The sequence below is a fragment of the Pedobacter deserti genome (assembly GCF_024436415.1).
GTDB classification, from domain to species: domain Bacteria; phylum Bacteroidota; class Bacteroidia; order Sphingobacteriales; family Sphingobacteriaceae; genus Pedobacter; species Pedobacter faecalis.
In genome coordinates this window covers 1,531,224-1,549,646 of sequence record NZ_JAFMZQ010000001.1, presented here as the reverse complement: position 1 = coordinate 1,549,646, position 18,423 = coordinate 1,531,224, and the positions used below count along the sequence as shown (strand labels likewise).

15 protein-coding genes are annotated in these 18,423 nt (G+C 46.8%); 7 read left to right on the top strand and 8 right to left on the bottom strand.

The window, feature by feature from the left end; translation table 11 throughout:
* Nucleotides 1–85: 85 nt before the first annotated feature.
* Complete coding sequence (locus J3P40_RS07000; RefSeq protein WP_256004134.1) at nt 86–2,311, bottom strand: NADP-dependent isocitrate dehydrogenase; 2,226 nt, start codon at nt 2,309–2,311, stop codon at nt 86–88.
* Between the two features lie 87 nt (nt 2,312–2,398).
* Between J3P40_RS07000 and J3P40_RS06995 the strand changes: the two genes are divergently transcribed.
* Complete coding sequence (locus J3P40_RS06995; protein WP_256004132.1) at nt 2,399–4,441, top strand: TonB-dependent receptor; 2,043 nt, start codon at nt 2,399–2,401, stop codon at nt 4,439–4,441.
* On the top strand, nt 4,442–5,707 hold the full coding sequence (locus tag J3P40_RS06990) for a flavin monoamine oxidase family protein (protein ID WP_256004130.1): 1,266 nt from the start codon (nt 4,442–4,444) through the stop codon (nt 5,705–5,707). It abuts the gene before it with no gap.
* On the opposite strand, the gene J3P40_RS06985 is transcribed toward J3P40_RS06990, so the two are convergent.
* Nucleotides 5,685–8,045, bottom strand: coding sequence for an ATP-binding protein (locus J3P40_RS06985; protein ID WP_256004128.1), 2,361 nt, complete (start codon nt 8,043–8,045; stop codon nt 5,685–5,687). The two genes, J3P40_RS06990 and J3P40_RS06985, sit on opposite strands and share 23 nt — an antisense overlap.
* A gap of 153 nt (nt 8,046–8,198) precedes the next feature.
* Between J3P40_RS06985 and J3P40_RS06980 the strand changes: the two genes are divergently transcribed.
* Complete coding sequence (locus tag J3P40_RS06980) at nt 8,199–8,648, top strand: hypothetical protein (RefSeq protein ID WP_256004127.1); 450 nt, start codon at nt 8,199–8,201, stop codon at nt 8,646–8,648.
* On the opposite strand, the gene J3P40_RS06975 is transcribed toward J3P40_RS06980, so the two are convergent.
* Both J3P40_RS06975 and panB read right to left on the bottom strand, forming a co-directional pair.
* Nucleotides 8,645–9,337 (bottom strand): RluA family pseudouridine synthase, encoded by a 693-nt coding sequence (locus tag J3P40_RS06975; protein ID WP_256004126.1) that lies wholly within the window; start codon nt 9,335–9,337, stop codon nt 8,645–8,647. The two genes, J3P40_RS06980 and J3P40_RS06975, sit on opposite strands and share 4 nt — an antisense overlap.
* Entirely contained in the window at nt 9,337–10,152 is an 816-nt protein-coding gene (gene panB, locus J3P40_RS06970) for a 3-methyl-2-oxobutanoate hydroxymethyltransferase (protein ID WP_256004124.1), read from the bottom strand. The genes J3P40_RS06975 and panB overlap by 1 nt, the downstream gene beginning before the upstream one ends.
* A 189-nt stretch (nt 10,153–10,341) precedes the next feature.
* On the opposite strand from panB, the gene carA reads away from it, so the two are divergent.
* From carA to eno, 4 genes are all read left to right on the top strand, one after another.
* Nucleotides 10,342–11,454, top strand: coding sequence for a glutamine-hydrolyzing carbamoyl-phosphate synthase small subunit (gene carA / locus J3P40_RS06965; protein WP_256004123.1), 1,113 nt, complete (start codon nt 10,342–10,344; stop codon nt 11,452–11,454).
* Nucleotides 11,455–11,471: 17 nt separating this feature from the next.
* Complete coding sequence (locus tag J3P40_RS06960; protein WP_256004122.1) at nt 11,472–12,242, top strand: ABC transporter ATP-binding protein; 771 nt, start codon at nt 11,472–11,474, stop codon at nt 12,240–12,242.
* A 6-nt stretch (nt 12,243–12,248) separates the two neighbouring features.
* A complete protein-coding gene (locus J3P40_RS06955) occupies nt 12,249–13,340 on the top strand; it encodes an ABC transporter permease (RefSeq protein ID WP_256004121.1) in 1,092 nt (363 codons plus the stop codon).
* Between the two features lie 91 nt (nt 13,341–13,431).
* Nucleotides 13,432–14,730 (top strand): phosphopyruvate hydratase, encoded by a 1,299-nt coding sequence (eno, locus tag J3P40_RS06950; protein ID WP_256004120.1) that lies wholly within the window; start codon nt 13,432–13,434, stop codon nt 14,728–14,730.
* 49 nt (nt 14,731–14,779) lie between these two features.
* Here eno and J3P40_RS06945 read toward each other — a convergent pair whose 3' ends face one another.
* From J3P40_RS06945 to pxpB, 4 genes are read right to left on the bottom strand one after another with little or no spacing between them, the layout of a single operon-like run.
* On the bottom strand, nt 14,780–15,961 hold the full coding sequence (locus J3P40_RS06945; RefSeq protein WP_256004118.1) for an NRAMP family divalent metal transporter: 1,182 nt from the start codon (nt 15,959–15,961) through the stop codon (nt 14,780–14,782).
* Nucleotides 15,948–16,742 carry a LamB/YcsF family protein gene (locus J3P40_RS06940; protein WP_256004115.1) on the bottom strand — a complete coding sequence of 265 codons (795 nt, stop codon included), beginning with the start codon at nt 16,740–16,742 and terminating at the stop codon, nt 15,948–15,950. Before J3P40_RS06940 ends, J3P40_RS06945 begins: the two co-directional genes overlap by 14 nt.
* Nucleotides 16,739–17,701 (bottom strand): 5-oxoprolinase subunit C family protein, encoded by a 963-nt coding sequence (locus J3P40_RS06935; protein WP_256004113.1) that lies wholly within the window; start codon nt 17,699–17,701, stop codon nt 16,739–16,741. Before J3P40_RS06935 ends, J3P40_RS06940 begins: the two co-directional genes overlap by 4 nt.
* Nucleotides 17,691–18,395, bottom strand: a complete 705-nt coding sequence (gene pxpB / locus J3P40_RS06930; protein ID WP_256004111.1) for a 5-oxoprolinase subunit PxpB — start codon at nt 18,393–18,395, stop codon at nt 17,691–17,693. The genes J3P40_RS06935 and pxpB overlap by 11 nt, the downstream gene beginning before the upstream one ends.
* Nucleotides 18,396–18,423: the final 28 nt, after the last annotated feature.

The window sequence follows — 18,423 nt, the reverse complement described above, 5'->3', positions numbered from 1 at the left end:
CGCCCGACCAGACCACTTTGTTTGCCGCAAAAAAGCCCGCCTATGGTACAGATAGGCGGGCTTCAAACTTTAATAATGAAGGGAATTACACCTTTATTGTTTCAAGTGCTGAGTTCAGCGTAGCACTTGGACGCATTGCTTTAAAGGCCAACTCATCGTTGGGATGATAATACCCGCCTATATCCTGAGGTTTACCCTGTGCAGCGATCAGCTCCTCAGATATTACGCTTTCATTTTCTGACAGGAGCTTTGCCAGCGGAGCAAATGTATGCTGTAGTTCCGCATCTTTAGTCTGGGCTGCTAAGGCTTCAGCCCAATACGTTGCCAGATAGAAGTGAGATCCGCGGTTGTCGATCTGTCCGACTCTCCGGGCGGGCGACTTGTCATTAGCAAGAAACTTCTCCGTGGCGGTGTCAAGCGCTTCAGCTAAAACAAGTGCCTTCGCATTATTCTGGGTCTGACCAAGGTGTTCAAGTGAAACTGCGAGCGCTAGAAATTCTCCTAAAGAATCCCAACGTAAATATCCTTCCTGCAGAAATTGCTCCACATGCTTGGGAGCAGACCCTCCTGCACCTGTTTCAAACAGGCCACCACCATTCATCAACGGTACAATAGAGAGCATCTTAGCTGAAGTTCCCAATTCAAGTATCGGGAACAAATCTGTCAGATAATCACGGAGCACATTACCAGTTACGGATATGGTATCCTCTCCTTTTCTTATGCGCTCAAGTGTAAATCTTGTAGCCTCCACAGGAGCCAGGATGCGGATATCCAGGCCAGAAGTATCGTGATCATTCAGGTAAGTCTTTACCTTGGCAATAATCTCACGGTCGTGAGCCCTGTTTTCATCGAGCCAAAACACAGCCGGTGTGGCCGACAAGCGAGCCCGGTTTACCGCAAGCTTAACCCAGTCCTGGATCGGCGCGTCTTTGGTCTGGCACATACGGAATATATCACCTTCTTCTACAGCCTGCTCAAAAAAGACGTTCCCCGCGGCATCCATAACCCGGATAACACCTGTACCCGTTGCCTGGAACGTTTTGTCGTGCGAACCATACTCCTCAGCTTTCTGAGCCATCAGACCGACGTTAGGGACCGAACCCATGGTTTTCACATCGAAAGTTCCGTTGGCCTTACAATCGTCGATTGTAGCTGTATATACTCCGGCGTAACTCCGGTCTGGGATTATAGCTATAGTATCCTGCTGCTTGTTATCTTTATTCCACATCTGACCTGAAGTACGGATCATCGCAGGCATAGAAGCGTCGACAATGACATCTGAAGGCACATGCAGGTTGGTGATGCCTTTATCAGAATTTACCATCGCGAGCGCGGGTCCGTTGGCAATGGCAGCATCAATGGCGGCTTTCACCTCAGCCTCGAGTGCGTTTCCGGAGATTTTTGCATATACATCGCCAAGACCATTCCGGGTGTCAACGTTCAGTTCCGTAAACAAGTCTGCATATTTTTCAAAGACGTCAGCGAAATAAACCTCAACGATAGCCCCGAAGATGATTGGATCAGACACTTTCATCATCGTCGCTTTCAAATGCGCAGATAACAACACTCCTGCGTCCTTTGCCTCTGAAATCGTTCTGGCGACAAAAGACTTCAGCTTTGAAATACTCATTGCCGAACTATCAATCACCTCACCGGCCTTCAAAGGAGAAAGTCCTTTCAGCTCGGTTACTGCACCATCGGCACCTACAAAATCAATTCTGAATTGCGTGTCCTCAGTTACGGTAACAGACTTCTCAGATCCATAAAAGTCTCCCTCGTTCATGCTTGCAACACGGGTTTTCGAATCCGGCGACCAGGCACCCATACTGTGAGGATTTGCCTTTGCATAATTCTTCACTGCTTTAGGAGCTCTGCGGTCGGAATTACCCTCACGTAGAACCGGGTTCACAGCCGATCCCAACACCTTGGCGTATTTCGCTTTGATCGTCTTTTCCTCATCGGTCTGCGGATCTTCCGGATAATCAGGAAGCGCATAACCCTGAGCCTGAAGTTCAGCTATTGCACCCTTCAACTGCGGGATGGAAGCAGAAATATTAGGCAGCTTTATGATATTTGCCTCAGGTTGGGTGGCAAGCTTACCCAGCTCAGTTAAAGCATCCTCAATCCTCTGGCCTTCGTTCAAAAACTCCGGAAAATTCGCTAATATTCTTCCTGCCAGGGAAATATCCCTTATCTCTACATCAATACCTGCTGATGCGGTGAAAGCCTGAACTATCGGTAAAAAAGAATAGGTTGCCAAAAGCGGCGCTTCGTCTGTTTTAGTATAAATAATCTTTGACGTGTCTGACATTTTTAAAACGATTAGGTGAAAGAGAAAAAAAAGCGGTTATTTATCAAACTCCTTTGATAAAAACCGGTTAAAGATATAAATAAACAGATGAAAAGAATAACAAGTGTATGGCTTTTTGCCTTTTGGGCGACTTCCACCAGCGCGCAGTCAGACACAAGTAAAACCCTGAGGGAAATCGTAGTACGGCCCTACTTTTCCGAGCAGACACTCCAGAGAAGCACAGGATCGATAAGCTTAATTGATTCGACCGCATTGAGCAGGCAGCCCTCCAGCTCGCTGGTGTCGGCCATGAACACTTTGCCTGGGATCCGGATGGACGAGCGTTCTCCTGGTAGTTACCGGCTCTCCATCCGCGGAAGTCTACTGCGTTCGCCGTTTGGTGTTAGAAATGTAAAAATCTATTTAGACGAGTTCCCATTGACTGATGCGGGCGGCAACAGTTACCTTAACGCGATCGACGCGGCGGCAATATCGGGAATCCAAATACTGAAAGGGCCCCAAAGCAGTGTATATGGCGCTAATTCAGGCGGCGTGATCCTTGTTGACCCAGGTAACAATTCAGAAGGCCCTTCGGTTAGTATTGAAGCTGGGTCGTTCGGGCTTTTCAGGCAATCGGCTGGCTATAGCCTGACCTCCGATCGTTATAAACTGAGGCTGACTCAGGCTTACCAGCGGAGTGACGGGTACCGGGATCATAGTGCCATGGAACGAAAGTACATTCAGGCTCTGCATGAGTTCCGTTATAGTACCGACGCAGTTCTAAAAGTTTTCGCCTTCTATTCTGACCTGGAGTACCAGACGCCGGGCGGACTAACTGCCCAGCAATTTACTTTAAATCCGAGAGCGTCGAGACCAGCAACAGGCACCACCCCTGGTGCGGCAGAACAGAAGGCAGGAATTTATAGCCGGACATTTTACGGAGGCGTATCCAACAATTGGCTGATCGGTAAAGACCTAAGATATTTGATCAGTGTTTATGGGTCACATACCGATTTCAAAAATCCTTTCATCACCAACTTTGAAACACGCAAGGAACAAAGCCTTGGTTTGCGTACTTACCTGGAATATACAAGGGAATTATCCGAAGTCAGCATCAACGCTAATCTCGGAATAGAAGGAACGCGCACACGCTCGGACGTCGACAATTACGATAATTACGGAGGTCTGCGAGGACCGCAGCAGTCGGCCGATGATCTGACAGCACATTCGAATTTTGCTTTCGCTCAGGTTAGTTTCGACCTACATAACAAGGTGCTTGTCGAACTTTCAACAAGTCTAAATCTTTTCAACTACCATTTCCAAACGCTGATGCCCACGCCCTCGGGTCGTGAAAAAATAAGTTTTGATAAGCAGATAATGCCGCGTCTGGCTGTTTCCTACCGTAGAAATGACAACCTTACCCTCAGAGCTTCCGCCAGCCGGGGCTACTCCCCACCCACCCTGGCAGAAGTTCGCGCCTCAAACCAGCTGGTGAATACCGGACTGGAAGCTGAGCATGGCTGGAATACGGAAGGAGGGATTAACTACAGGTCGGCAAACCGAAAATTGGAAATTGACTTGAATTATTTCTTTTATCAGCTTAGAGCGGCAATCGTAAGACGTGTGGACGCCGCGGACACTGAGTATTTTATAAATTCCGGCGGTACAAGGCAAGAAGGCCTTGAAACAAGTATGTCATTATGGCTTTTGCCACCCCGTTCCTCTGGCTTGCTGCTATCTCTTCAGGTACGAAATTCGTGGACGCTTAGTCACTTCTGTTTCCGTGGGTACTCAAATGCTGGAAACGATTATTCGGGTAACATGCTTACCGGTGTACCTAAAACTGTTTCTTCAGCAAGCGCCGATCTGGTATTATCTGGTCAGTACAGTTTGTTCTTACAGCATCTGTACACATCTTCCATCCCGCTAAACGACGCAAATACCATCTTTGGCGCCAAATATCATCTTGTACAAGCCAAAGCTGCAAAAACCTTTCGGGCCGGTAGTACACCAATTGTTCTGTACGTTGGGGCAGATAACCTTCTTAATCAGCAGTACAGTTTGGGAAATGACCTGAACGCTTTCGGAGGCAGATATTTCAACGCCGCTGCAAAAAGAAACTTCTATGCCGGTTTATCTGTTAAACTTTAAATGGATAAGCAATCTGTGATAATAGTCGGCGGCGGTATATCTGGGCTATATGCTGCCAGTCTGCTTGGTGAATTGTATGAAGTAACTATCCTTGAAGCTTCCGATCGTTTCGGTGGTCGCATTTTGGATTTGAAAAGGGAAGGGTTTAGTTCGATCCTTAAATATGGTGCTGAATTTATACATGGCGAAGCTGATCTTACATTCTCTTTATTGAAGGAGGCTGGAATATCTTACAGGGAGGTGAACGGCACAACCTATCGGGCAAGGAAAGGTGAACTGCTTCGATCTGAAATGATGATAGAGGGTTGGGATGGATTGCTTGAAGCCATGAGCCAGATAGAAAGAGACATGACGCTGGTGGAGTTCCTAAACACCCACTTCAAGCATCCTGAATGTAAAGAACTAAGGGCTGAAACGATACGGTATGCAGAAGGTTATGATACAGCCGACCCAGACAGAATAAGTGTTAAAGCTTTGTACAAGGAGTGGTCGGAAGAAGACCGTACCTACCAGATCAGCCCCGGATATGGTGTGCTGGCAGCATACCTTATAGAGCGATGCGTTAAGCTTGGCGTGCAGCTTCATGCAGATTGTTGTGTCAGGAATATTAACTGGGACGGAGAACTTTGCGAGGTACGTACTGCCATGCAAACGTATTCTGCCCACAAGGTTCTTGTGACTGTTCCGCTTGCCCGACTGACGGACACCGACGAGAACACGAAACTCTCCTTTTTCCCGCCGTTAAATGATTACAAAAAAGCAGCCGGGGATATTGGCTTTGGAGCGGCTATAAAAATATTTGCCTCCTTCTCCACGCCCATTTGGCCAAAAGATGCGGCATTCCTTTTTAGTGACCAAGCGATACAAACCTGGTGGACCCAACTTCCCTACACCAGCAATATACTTACCGGATGGGCCGGAGGCAATTATGCAAAAGAATTAAGTAAACTGCCCGAACAGGAGTTGAAGCAGGTCGCACTGAGATCGCTGGCCGGAACTCTCGGCATGTCGGAGGCAAGGGTGAAAAGCCATCTCCAGGCTATGGCGATCGCAAACTGGGAGCAACATAAATGGATCTATGGCGCGTACAGCTACCCGACACCACGCACCACCAGCGCAAGAAGGCTGCTCAACACACCTGTTGCAGACAAAATTTATTTCGCCGGCGAAGCGCTTTCAAATGAATTTTCGGGCACTGTGGAAGCAGCCCTGCTCAGTGCCAAAGCAATGGTAACACAGATGATCACTTCCTTACGTAGCGCGTAATCATTGAAAGCAAGATTTCAGGGAGGAAGGGTTTTACCACCACATCATTAATTCCCGACATCACAATCTGGTCTTTAATCTCATCTGGCAAATTAGCGGTTAATGCGATAATTGGGATATTTACACCTCTGCTTCGCATTTCGCGGGCCGATTGATACCCATCCATAACGGGCATATGTAAATCCATAAGAACCACCTTGTGCTTGCCTGGGTCTACAAGATCGAGCGCTTCCTTTCCGTTTACTGCCAGGTCTACATGAGCGCCCCAGCTGCTTAAAAATCCCTGAGCCACTTTCACATTGAGTGGATTGTCCTCTACCAGTAAAATCTCCACGCCAGCCAGCGACCTCTCTTTTCTGAGTTCAACTGCAGGAGGCTGAGCCGCCGCATTAGAACCACGATCAAAGCGCTGGCGGAAATAAAACACCGATCCTCTTCCTTCTTCACTGGAAACCTCAAGCTTTGCACCTTGCAACTCCAGAATTCTTTTACAAATGGAGAGGCCCAAACCGGTACCGCCGAAACTTCTTGATGTTGAGGAGTCAGCCTGTGTAAAACGGTCGAAGATAATGTGCTGGTGATCGGGAGATATGCCAATACCTGTATCTGCAACACTGACGCGGAGCCAGACCGCCGTCTCGGTTTCTTCTTCAAGATCAACACGAAGTTCTACACCGCCCTCCTTGGTAAATTTAATTGCGTTATGCACCAGATTAGTGATAACCTGTGAAGTTCGGGTTGGATCACCGATCAACTTAAAGCTGATGCGGCTATCTAACTTGGCGGTCAGGCTTATTCCCTTGCGCTGAGCCTGAATTTGCAACCCGGAGAGTACGTTTTCTGCCAGGGAAATAATATCCATTTCCACGTACTCGAACTTAGCCATTCCGGCTTCAATCTTGTTGTAATCCAAAATGTCGTTAACTATCGAAAGCAGATGATTAGCAGAAAACAGCAATACGTCCAACTGCTTTACCTGATCTTCGCGAGGATTATTTTTAAGCATAAGATGGCTCATTCCGATAACAGAGTTGAGCGGCGTACGTATTTCATGGCTCATCGTACTTAGAAAATCTGTTTTCACTTTCAGTCCTGTTTCAGCCTGTTGCCGTGCCTCTTTCAGAATGTATGACACACGATGCGATAATACAAGCGATTGCAGGAAAAAGAAACTGATATAGCCGGCGAAACTAACGAGTTGCAACTGAGGAATGATCGTCCAGTAATGAAGGAGCGATATGGTAAATATCGACATTAATGCCACCGAACTTGCCAAGGCATAGGCCGCGCCAGGCCTGCGTGCACGGTAGGCGGCTATATACACATAGGGTATATAAACGATGCAAAAGACCATCACAAGCAAAAAGGGGTTAATCAGTCTCGTGAAAATCAACGGCGGTGTTACGAGAGAGATGATAGCAAATCCAAAACATATGGTAATAATGATGGCTGCGAGGTATTTGTTCATCTGGTTTGGATACAAGAACTTCGTATACAAGCCAAATAGTCCAATGCCAAAAAATAAGGTACAGTACTCTAGTCTTACAGTAAGATACCAGCTGATATCAGGAAACACAGAATGCAGAACATAATTGTCAATGCCAGCGATTCTGTAGCTGTAAACTATTGAGTAAAGCGAAAACAACAGAATGGCATTATCACGGTTACTGAGCACGTAAAGCCCCAGAAAAAACAGGCCGCCCATGAACAAACACCCCGTCAGCACAAGATCTATTGCTTCTGCCTGTTGCCGCTCACTTTCCAGATGCATTTTTTGTCCGAGCAGTATTGGCTTTTTAACCCCACCCTTACTATGCACAAAATTGGCAATATAGAGTACGAGGTCGAGCGTATCGGTTCCCTGCTCAATGTCTACCGCTTTATACTGCCAGTGAGGAATAAATTTGGCGGGGTTATCACTTACCTGACCATTCGACAGCACTTCTTCCCCGTTGATGAAAAGTGTATACGCAGAATAAACATCGGGCATGGCCAATTGCAACTGCTCAGTCGTTTCAGGCAGCAACACCCTAAGTCTGTATGATGCGTAACCAAAGCTTGGGAGCTTCACCCCATTCATATTGTACCCATCCCATCGAAAAGGGAAGCGCGCTTTTACGCCGGTTTCCGCTGCTGTTTTAGGATTAACAAGCTTCAGCCAATAAAATTTCCATTCCCCATTCAGCGCGATCTCTTGATTGAAAGAATACTTTCGAAGATCCAGGATACCGTCTTTTGCCTCAGGAATGCCGACACGATCTGATGTATGTGCGGTCAGTGGCTGACAGCATACTGTTATCAGCAGCAAAAATATACGGAATACCTTCTTTATGTCCATTAAAAGTCATTCATTTTTAGAACAATAAGGAACCATGAAGGGCGATGATTATGCTAAGATATCTAAAAAGACGCACAAGCCAATGGCTGTGCGACATATATAAATGATTTGGCAGACCAATTGCTGTGAAAACAGTATCAAAACTATTACGCGATGAATAAATCTTTGATTCTCCCGGCCTCTGTAAGCCTGCTGTTCTTTTCTTGCACCAGCGACAAATCAAGTCAGCATACCGACGACACAATCACAAATAACACCGATACGGCTTGCTACATGTGGGTAAGCGATCGGGATACCGTAGAAATGAAGTTAAACATGTCAGATGATGATGTCAATGGTGAACTTAACTACAAGTGGTATGAAAAGGATAAAAATCTCGGCAGCTTTACGGGCAAGATGAATGGTGACACCCTAGTGGGCGACTACACTTTTCAGTCAGAAGGCATGCAATCGGTACGGGAAATCGTTTTCCTCCGAAAAGCTGAACAACTACTTCAAGGCACAGGAGAGATGACGGAACAGGGAGGTAAAGTTATATTTAAGGATAAATCTAAGCTAAGCTTTAGCAAAGATATTGTGCTTGATAAAACAGATTGCCACTAACTGTCAAAACCTTCAAAGCGATCCCAGAAACCATCTTCAGGAAGCTTCGCAAATATCTCTACCGGCTCTTTCTTTACAGGATGGGTAAATTGAAGGCGCCGGGCATGTAGGCAGATACTCCCTTTTCGGCTGCCCCGCGGATAGCCGTATTTGTTATCGCCAACAATTGGACAGCCCATGGTAGACAATTGAACCCTGATCTGATGGGATCTGCCGGTAAGGGGGTCAATCTCTAAAAGGTAATAACCATTGAGTTCACCAATAAGTCGGTAGCTCAGCTCAGCGCGCTGACTGCCGCTTACTTCGCTTTGATAAGCACTCACTACATTTTTTTTGGGATTTTTTACCAGCCAGTGAACCAGCGTACCAGACAATTTGGCCGGCTTATTTCTTACAACGGCCCAATAAGTCTTTTTTACCTGCCTGTTTTTGAACACAGCATTCATCCGTTCAAGCGCTTTACTTGTCTTGGAAAAGAGAATTACGCCACTAACCGGTCTGTCCAGTCGATGTACAACACCAAGAAATGCACTGTTAGGTTTATTATATTTGACAGCGAGGTATTTTTTGACTTGCTCGTCCAGCGGCTCGTCGCCCGTTTCATCAACCTGGACAATGTCGCCCGACCTCTTGTTTATGGCAATAAGATGGTTGTCTTCATAAAGAACATCGCGCTCAGCAACAGCCATTAGTACTGCTCCTTTTCATTGGGGAAGTCAGCCGACTTAACATCTTTAATATAGCTCTGTGCAGCACCAAGTATGTTTTCGTACAAATCAAGGTATTGTCTCAGGAAACGCGGACGGAAACCCTTAGTAAGTCCGATCATATCATTTACAACAAGTACTTGCCCATCGCAGTACGGTCCGGCACCAATACCTATAGTAGGAATCACAAGGCTTTTGGAGACTGTCTCAGCGAGCTTGGCGGGAATCTTTTCAAGGACTACAGCGAAGCAGCCTGCATCTTGTAAAGCAAGGGCATCCGACTTGAGCTTATCTGCTTCTGCCTCATTTTTTGCACGTACGGTATAGGTTCCAAACTTGTAGATCGACTGTGGTGTAAGACCAAGATGGCCCATAACCGGAATACCTGCCGTGATAATACGGGAAATCGACTCTGCAATCTCCGCCCCGCCTTCCAACTTCACTCCATGTGCGCCGGATTCTTTCATAATCCTGATGGCAGAGTTCAGCGCCTCCTTAGAGTTACCCTGGTAACTTCCAAAAGGCAGATCAACTACCACGAATGCACGCTTGGCGCCACGTACAACGGCCTGCGCATGATAGATCATCTGATCAAGGGTAATGGGCAACGTAGTTTCGTGTCCTGCCATAACGTTTGAAGCAGAATCACCAACAAGCAGCACATCCAGTCCGGCATCATCAAGAATAGTAGCCATAGAATAGTCATAAGCTGTAAGCATAGCTATCTTCTCCCTTTGTTGCTTCATCTCCTGAAGGATATGGGTGGTAATGCGCTTAACTTCCTTGTGTACCGACATGCGTGTTTATTTTGTGCCGACAAATTTAGCAAAAACACTTGATAAGATACTGTAAAAACGTATCTTTGTACTCCGAAATGAAGGAGTTATATCGCGATACATTTTCGAATGGCAAAAACGACACCTGCGTCGCACCGATCGCTTCTTTTCCTCTCTTTTTCAAAACGATAACCTCTGAAAATAATTACGATGACTAACTACACGAAGTTGCCTGCAATCTTGTTACTGGCTGATGGAACGGTTTACTATGGTAAGGCTGCCGGAAAAATAGGTACTACAACTGGCGAAATCTGCTTTAACACGGGCATGACAGGATACCAGGAAATATTCACAGATCCTTCATACTTCGCTCAAATTATGGTTACCACAAATGCCCATATCGGAAACTATGGTATACATAAGGAGGAAACTGAATCGGAGAGCATAAAGATCGCGGGTTTGGTTTGTAAAAATTATAACATTGGCTATAGCCGGAAAGAAGCCTCTGAGTCTATTCAGGATTACTTCCAAAACGAAAACATTGTCGGCATTTCAGACATTGATACACGTGCGCTTGTTCGTCACATCAGAAATAAAGGCGCCATGAACGCGATCATTTCTTCTGAAATCACTGATCTGGACGAACTAAAAGCAAAACTTGCCGAAGTGCCTTCTATGGACGGTCTTGAACTGTCCTCAAAGGTATCTACGAAAGAACCGTATTACATCGGTTCACCGGATGCGCCTTATAAAGTTGCAGCACTGGATTTGGGAATTAAGAAAAATATTCTGCGGAATTTTGATGACAGGGACCTGTACGTAAAAGTATTCCCTGCCAAGACCACTTTTGAAGAGATGAACGAATGGGGTGCAGATGGTTACTTTATATCAAATGGCCCCGGCGATCCTTCTGCAATGCCTTATGCTATCGAAACTGTCCAGAAGGTACTGGAAGCTAATAAACCAATGTTTGGTATCTGTCTCGGACATCAGCTACTTGCCGAAGCAAACGGTATCGGAACGATGAAAATGTTCAACGGCCACCGTGGATTAAATCACCCGGTAAAAAATATTATCAAAAACCATTGCGAGGTAACGTCGCAAAACCATGGTTTTGGAGTTATACCTGAAGAGGTAAGGGCATCTGACAAGGTAGAGATCACACATGTGAACCTGAACGACAATTCCATTGAAGGTATCCGGGTGAAAGGCAAGAAGGCCTTCTCTGTACAATATCACCCCGAATCATCACCGGGCCCGCATGATTCGCGTTACCTTTTCGATGACTTTATCGGAATGATAAAAGGCGAAGTCACCTGGTAGTCAGTACTAGCTTTTACATGGAGCAAAAAAAAGCGATTATCAGTGTCAAAGACCTGGTAAAAAAGTATGGCGATTTTACAGCCGTTAAAGGCATCAGCTTTGAGGTGTTTGAAAACGAAATATTTGGCTTACTTGGTCCGAACGGTGCTGGTAAGACCACCACGCTCGAGATTATCGAAACCTTGCGAAAGAAAAGCTCCGGTTCCGTTCATGTAGATGGGCTGGATGTTGACAAGGACCCTACGCTCATAAAACGCGTTATTGGGGTGCAGCTCCAGGCTGCGGGTTATTACCCAAACCTCAATCTTATAGAGCTTATAGAACTTTTCTCAGGACTGTATGATGTTGATGTGCAGCCTATGCACATGCTGGAAAAGGTCAACCTGCAGGACAAAGCCAAAGCTAAGTATAAGGCGCTTTCAGGGGGGCAGAAGCAGCGTTTCTCGATTGCTACCACCCTGATCAATAATCCTAAAATTATCTTCCTTGACGAGCCCACAACGGGCCTGGACCCACAGGCCAGACGCAACCTTTGGGACCTTATCACCAATATTCGCAATCAAGGCACTACGGTTGTACTCACTACACATTACATGGATGAAGCTGAACAACTGTGTGATCGTGTTGCTTTTGTGGAAAATGGCGAGATCTTGGTGTTGGACACCCCCGATAATCTCATAGATAACCTCGTCAACAGTGGTTTCGAACGTAAAAAGGAAGTAAAACGGGCTAACCTTGAAGACGTATTTATTAACCTCACGGGTAAAGCCTGGCGGGAAGATCATTAAGAACATATGAGGAAGAACTACAGCGATACGCTTGCCACCCTAGCCCTGGCTAAAGCTAGTTTCAGATCCATTATGCGCAGCCCCTCGGCGGTAATATTCACCCTGGCTTTTCCACTCATTTTTATTCTTGTTTTTGGTTTCCTGAGTGGCGGAGGTATACATGTTCGCGTAGCTGTACAACCGGGATCTGACTTACAAAACCCGGTGATTAAAGCACTTGAATCCAATACCGTTGTTCAACTTGTAAAAAACAAAGATACCTCAGAGATTCGAAGCGCCCTGGAGAAAGGCACTTACGATGCGTTGATCGCGGTTGCTTCTAATCCAGCAGGGTATCCCGCGTATACCGTCTCGGTTCAATACACATCAGCGGCTGTAGATAAAGGCAGCATTTTCAAATCTGTTTTAAACAATTTGTTGTTTAATCTTAATAGCAAAGGCGTTATGCCAACCGTAGCAGAACTGAAAGAGAGTACTGTGACCGGACGTATATACCGCACCATCGATTTCATCCTTCCCGGTCAGCTGGGTTTTTCACTGTTAAGTACCGGGGTTTTTGGTACCGCATTTGTTTTTTTTAGTCTGAGGCAAAATCTCGTAATCAAGCGCTTCTTTGCAACCCCGGTGAAGAGGTCGAGCATTGTTTTCGGAGAAGGCCTTGCGCGCATTGGTTTTGCGCTGCTCGGAGCACTCTTTATTATTCTGCTCGGACATTTCTTTTTTCATTTTACGTTGATACACGGTGCAGTCACAGTGATTAACATGCTTCTTCTGGCCTTAATCGGACTAGTCGTGTTTATGGGTTTCGGGTTTGTGGTTTCAGGTGTAGCCAAAAGCGAAAGCACCATACCACCTATCTCCAACATCATAACGCTTCCACAGTTCCTCCTCTCAGGAACATTCTTTTCCATTGATGCATTCCCTTCCTGGCTGCAGCCTGTAAGCCGGGCCCTGCCGCTTACTTACCTGAATGACGCTATGCGAAAAGTAGCTTTTGAGGGTGCCGGTTTATGGGATGTTCGATACCAGATTTTGATCATGGTGATCTGGGGGACTGCTATTTACGCCCTTGCAGTCAAAGTTTTTAAATGGGAATAGCATCATAATTAAAATTTATTCTAACTTTGGATATTGCCTTAGTAATTGTAATTTGTACACTAAGGTGTTTAACTAATAAAAACCAATAAAAATGAGTTTAATAATAGATGTTCATGCACGGCAAATACTCGACTCCCGTGGCAATCCTACTATTGAGGTAGATGTAATTACAGAAAATGGCGTACTTGGTCGCGCAGCAGTTCCTTCTGGTGCTTCAACAGGTGTCCATGAAGCTGTAGAGCTAAGGGATGGTGACAAAAAAGTTTATCTTGGTAAAGGCGTACTTAAAGCCGTTGCTAACGTAAATGATAAGATTGCTGCTGAGTTGAAAGGTATCGACGTATTTGAGCAAAATGCTATTGACAGCTTACTGATCAAATTGGACGGAACGGAAAACAAAGGTAACCTCGGTGCCAATGCAATCCTGGGTGTTTCGCTGGCCGTGGCAAAAGCTGCAGCTCAGGAAAGCCGTCAGCCCTTATATCGCTATATCGGAGGAGTAAACGCAAACACACTTCCTATCCCGATGATGAACATCGTAAACGGAGGTTCTCACTCCGATGCGCCTATCGCATTCCAGGAGTTTATGATTATGCCAGTAGGAGCTTCTTCTTTCTCGGAAGCACTTCGCTGGGGCACAGAGGTTTTCCACAACCTTAAAGCAATCCTGCACGATCGTGGTCTGTCTACAGCTGTGGGCGATGAAGGCGGTTTTGCTCCGACCTTCGACGGTACGGAGGACGCTGTTGAAACGATCCTTAAAGCGATTGAAAAGGCAGGTTACACTCCAGGTGAACAAATATGCCTGGCTTTCGATTGTGCCGCTTCAGAGTTTTACAAAGACGGTAAATACGACTATACTAAATTTGAAGGCGAGAAAGGCGCGATCCGCACTAGCGCTGAACAGGCTGAATATCTGGCTTCCCTGACAGAAAAATATCCGATTATTTCGATAGAAGACGGTATGGGCGAAGATGACTGGGCTGGATGGAAGTTACTGACCGACCGCGTTGGCGACCGTGTGCAACTGGTAGGCGACGACTTATTCGTAACCAATGTTAAGAGATTACAAAAAGGTATTGACGAGGCTACAGCTAACTCCATTCTTGTTAAAGTAAATCAAATCGGATCATTAACAGAGACCATTAATGCAGTCTCTCTTGCTCAAAACAGCGGATATACATCAGTGATGTCGCACCGCTCAGGTGAGACCGAGGATGTTACGATTGCTGACCTTGCTGTCGCTTTAAACTGCGGACAAATTAAAACCGGGTCTGCTTCCCGTTCCGATAGGATTGCTAAATACAACCAGTTACTTCGCATTGAAGAAGAACTTGGAGCTGCCGCCCGTTTCATCGGAAAAGATTTTAAATATGCTATAAGGAAGTAATTTCACTTCTCACATTTCAAATCCCCGTTGCTTGCTGCAACGGGGATTTTTATTTGCCGACCAAGTCAAACAACACCTGCAAGCTCATATAGGTCATTACCGCAACAATGACTCCTCCGATGGCGGTCAGCCATTTCGGATGGACATAATCCCCGATGATCTTCTCTTTATGGGCAGCGATCAGAATGATCAAAAGGGTGAGCGGCAATATAAAACCGTTGATGGCACCTGCCATAATCAGAAGTTTTACCGGTTTACCGATTGTTACGAATACAAGTGCAGAGATAATGATGAACGCGATGATTACCCTATTTTCATTGTCATTTATCTTGGCATGAAACGTTTTGATAAAAGAAACGGAAGTATACGCCGAGCCGATAATCGACGTAATCGCCGCTGAGAACATCACCAAACCAAACAATTTATAGCCAAGAGGTCCGGCAGCGAGTTGAAAAACTGAGCCGGTGGGATTCTCTGCATCAATACTTAATCCCTGACTAACCACACCAAGCGATGCCAGGAAAAGCAGCGCGCGTATAAGTGATGCTACAGAAATGCCAGTCACCGCACTGCGGTCGACCTGCTTTAAAGACGCAGCACCTTTTATGCCCGCGTCCAGCAGCCGATGCCCGCCCGAAAAGGTTATATAACCGCCTACCGTGCCCCCCACTAGCGTTATAATCGTTATCAGGTCGACCTTTTCAGGCATTACCGTATGGAAAACCGCTTCTCCAACAGGCGGCGCTGACGTTACTGCGATATAGATTATAGTCAGGATCATGACAAAACCCATTGCCTGCGCAAACAAATCCATAGCCTTTCTAGCCTCTCTCACGATGAATATAGCGATGGCTAGACCGGCCGACAAAACCGCACCGCTGAGCACAGGAATGCCTAAAAGAGCATTAAGCCCGAGACCGGCACCGGCCACATTGCCAATATTAAACGCAAGTCCTCCCAGCACGATGAGCAGCGATACAAAGGCACCCAGGCCTGGCACCAACTGGTTTGCGATCTGCTGCGCCCGCATTTCTGATACTGTAATTACCCGCCAGATATTGAGTTGCACACCAATGTCGATAATTACCGACACCAGGATTACAAATCCAAAACTTGCTCCAAGCGATTGTGTAAATACGGTGGTTTGTGTCAGAAAACCAGGGCCGATAGCAGACGTAGCCATCAGGAAAGCAGCCCCCAGGAGCGCGCCTTTCTTTTTATTTTCCATCATATGAATCCGGACCTTGTTTGTAAGCGCTCAGCGTGACCCCCGCACCCTGTAGCCCATGGTATATTTTCTTTGTAAACTCAAGTGCACGGGGGCTATCTCCATGGATACATATGGTGTCTGCCTGTATCTCTATGCTATTTCCACCCAGTGTTTGCACAACGCCGGTCTTAACCATAGACAATACCTGCTGCAAGGCCTCGTCCTCATCAGCGATCACAGCACTAGGCTGAGTCCGCGGTACAAGCGTTCTGTCCGATTGGTATCTGCGATCGGCAAATACCTCACTAGCCACAGGAAGCCCGAGTTTACGTCCGGCAACAAGCAGTTCACTTCCCGATAGGCCATATAGGATAAGCTCGGATGCTACTCTCGCAACTGCTTCGGCGATAGCTTCGGATAGTCGCCGGTTTACGGCGGCCATATTGTATAACGCTCCATGAGGCTTTACATGATGCAAAATGCCGCCTTCGCTTTTCACGAACGCCGCAAGCGCACCCACTTGATAAACAGTAATATCGTAGGCTTCCTCAGGCGAAATAGACATCTCCCTCCTGCCGAAGCCTTTCAGGTCCTGCAAGCCCGGGTGAGCGCCAACAGCCAGCCCATGCTCGAGCGCCAGGCGCACAGTACGCTTCATCACCGAGGCATCTCCAGCATGAAACCCGCAGGCGATATTCACAGAAGTTACATAGGGCATAAGCTCCACGTCCTTGCCTGCACTATAAACATCAAAGCCCTCACCCATGTCGCAATTCAGGTCAACACTCATATCGCTCTTCATAGTCCTCCAAATTTAAATGATAAAGTCTGCCGCAACTGGCGAAGCTTACCCTCGGTATCCTTCAACGCCGCATGGGCTTCTGCTAAACTAACCATTTTAAATAAAATAAACTGTCCACTTTGCTTCTGTGCCAAAATGGATTGGTCGGCCGTGATCACCTGTGCAATCCTTGGATAGCCGCCTGTGGTCTGATGATCGGCCATCAAAATAATGGGGTCGCCATCGGGCGGCACCTGAATCGTGCCAAAGGCAACGGCTTCTGAAAGCATATCAGTATGCCGGTTAAGCAGTAGCTTCTCTCCCCACATCCGATAACCCATGCGGTCGGCCAGACTGCTGATCTGGAAGCGTCGGCTGGTAAACACGCTGAGACTCTCTGTCCTGAACAAGGAATACTCAGGCCCTTCGGTCACGCGTACAGTCTCGGTTGTTATGTCTGGATAGATCCCATGATGGAGCGACCAGTTTCCACCTTGCAAGGTCGGGCCCGCGGTCGATCGAAATGGTAAGCAATCGCCCACCTGAAGTGCCCTTCCCTGCCAGCCGCCAATTCGTGCCTTTAAGTATGTGGAGCGGCTGCTCAATATTTTCGGCAGGTTAAGTCCTCCGGAAATGCAAACATAGGCTCTGCATCCACTATTCGGTTTGCCGAACGAAAGCGTAGCACCCTTTTGCACTAAGACGGGCCGCCACGTTGCTAAAGGTCTACCGTCAACACTGGCTGAAAGATCGCCACCTGTGATTGCTATAAGCGTGCTTTCTTCAAAATATAAGGATGGGCCTAAAACACTGCACTCGATAGCGGCTTCGTCCTCGTTATTGCCCACCAGCATGTTACCGATACGTAAAGCCAGGCTATCCATGGCTCCCGACACTATGATACCTTGCCTCCTGTAACCGTGCCGGCCTGTATCCTGAATCGTCGTGAGCAACCCGCTTTTTAAAACCCTAATTCCCATGACTTACATAATGAGCAAACTCGTCTTCATCTATTGCGAAAAACCTGATTCTGTCGCCTGCTTTGAGCAAAACAGGATCTTTTGATTCCGGATCGAAAAGCCGTAAGGGCGTACGACCAATAATCTGCCATCCTCCCGGCGTGTCCATAGAATAAATTCCCGTTTGCTTTCCGGCAATGCCTACAGAGCCTGCCTTAACCAAAGTTCTTGGTTTATCCTTTCTTGGCGTTGCCAAACACGTATCTAAACCTCCCAAATAAGGAAATCCTGGTGCGAAACCAATCATATACACTTGGTATTCTGACGTCTGGTGCAAATGCACAACCTCCCCCTCACTCAAGCCCGCGTGGGAAGCGACTATGCCCAGATCCGGACCGTAAAGCCCTCCGTAGCAGACAGGTATTTCCACCACTCTCACACCAGTCGCCGTACCCGGACCTCCAATAGAGCTTAGCGCAGATCGCAAATTGTACTCCGCCTGGTCGTAGTTAATGACCAAAGGGTTATAAAAAATCGTAACGGAAGTAAAGGCAGGTACAAACTCTGCGAAACCTTCCTGCTGGTTCTTCTCCAGGTAAGCAGACAATCTGCCAATCAGTTCGTACGTCTGCGAATCAATGGTATTGCCAAGCGATAAAACAATTGCCTGGTCACCCAAAGGGTAGAATCTCGCCGTTTTTAAAATATCAGCCATCAGTTATAACGCCAAGGGCTCAAGATAA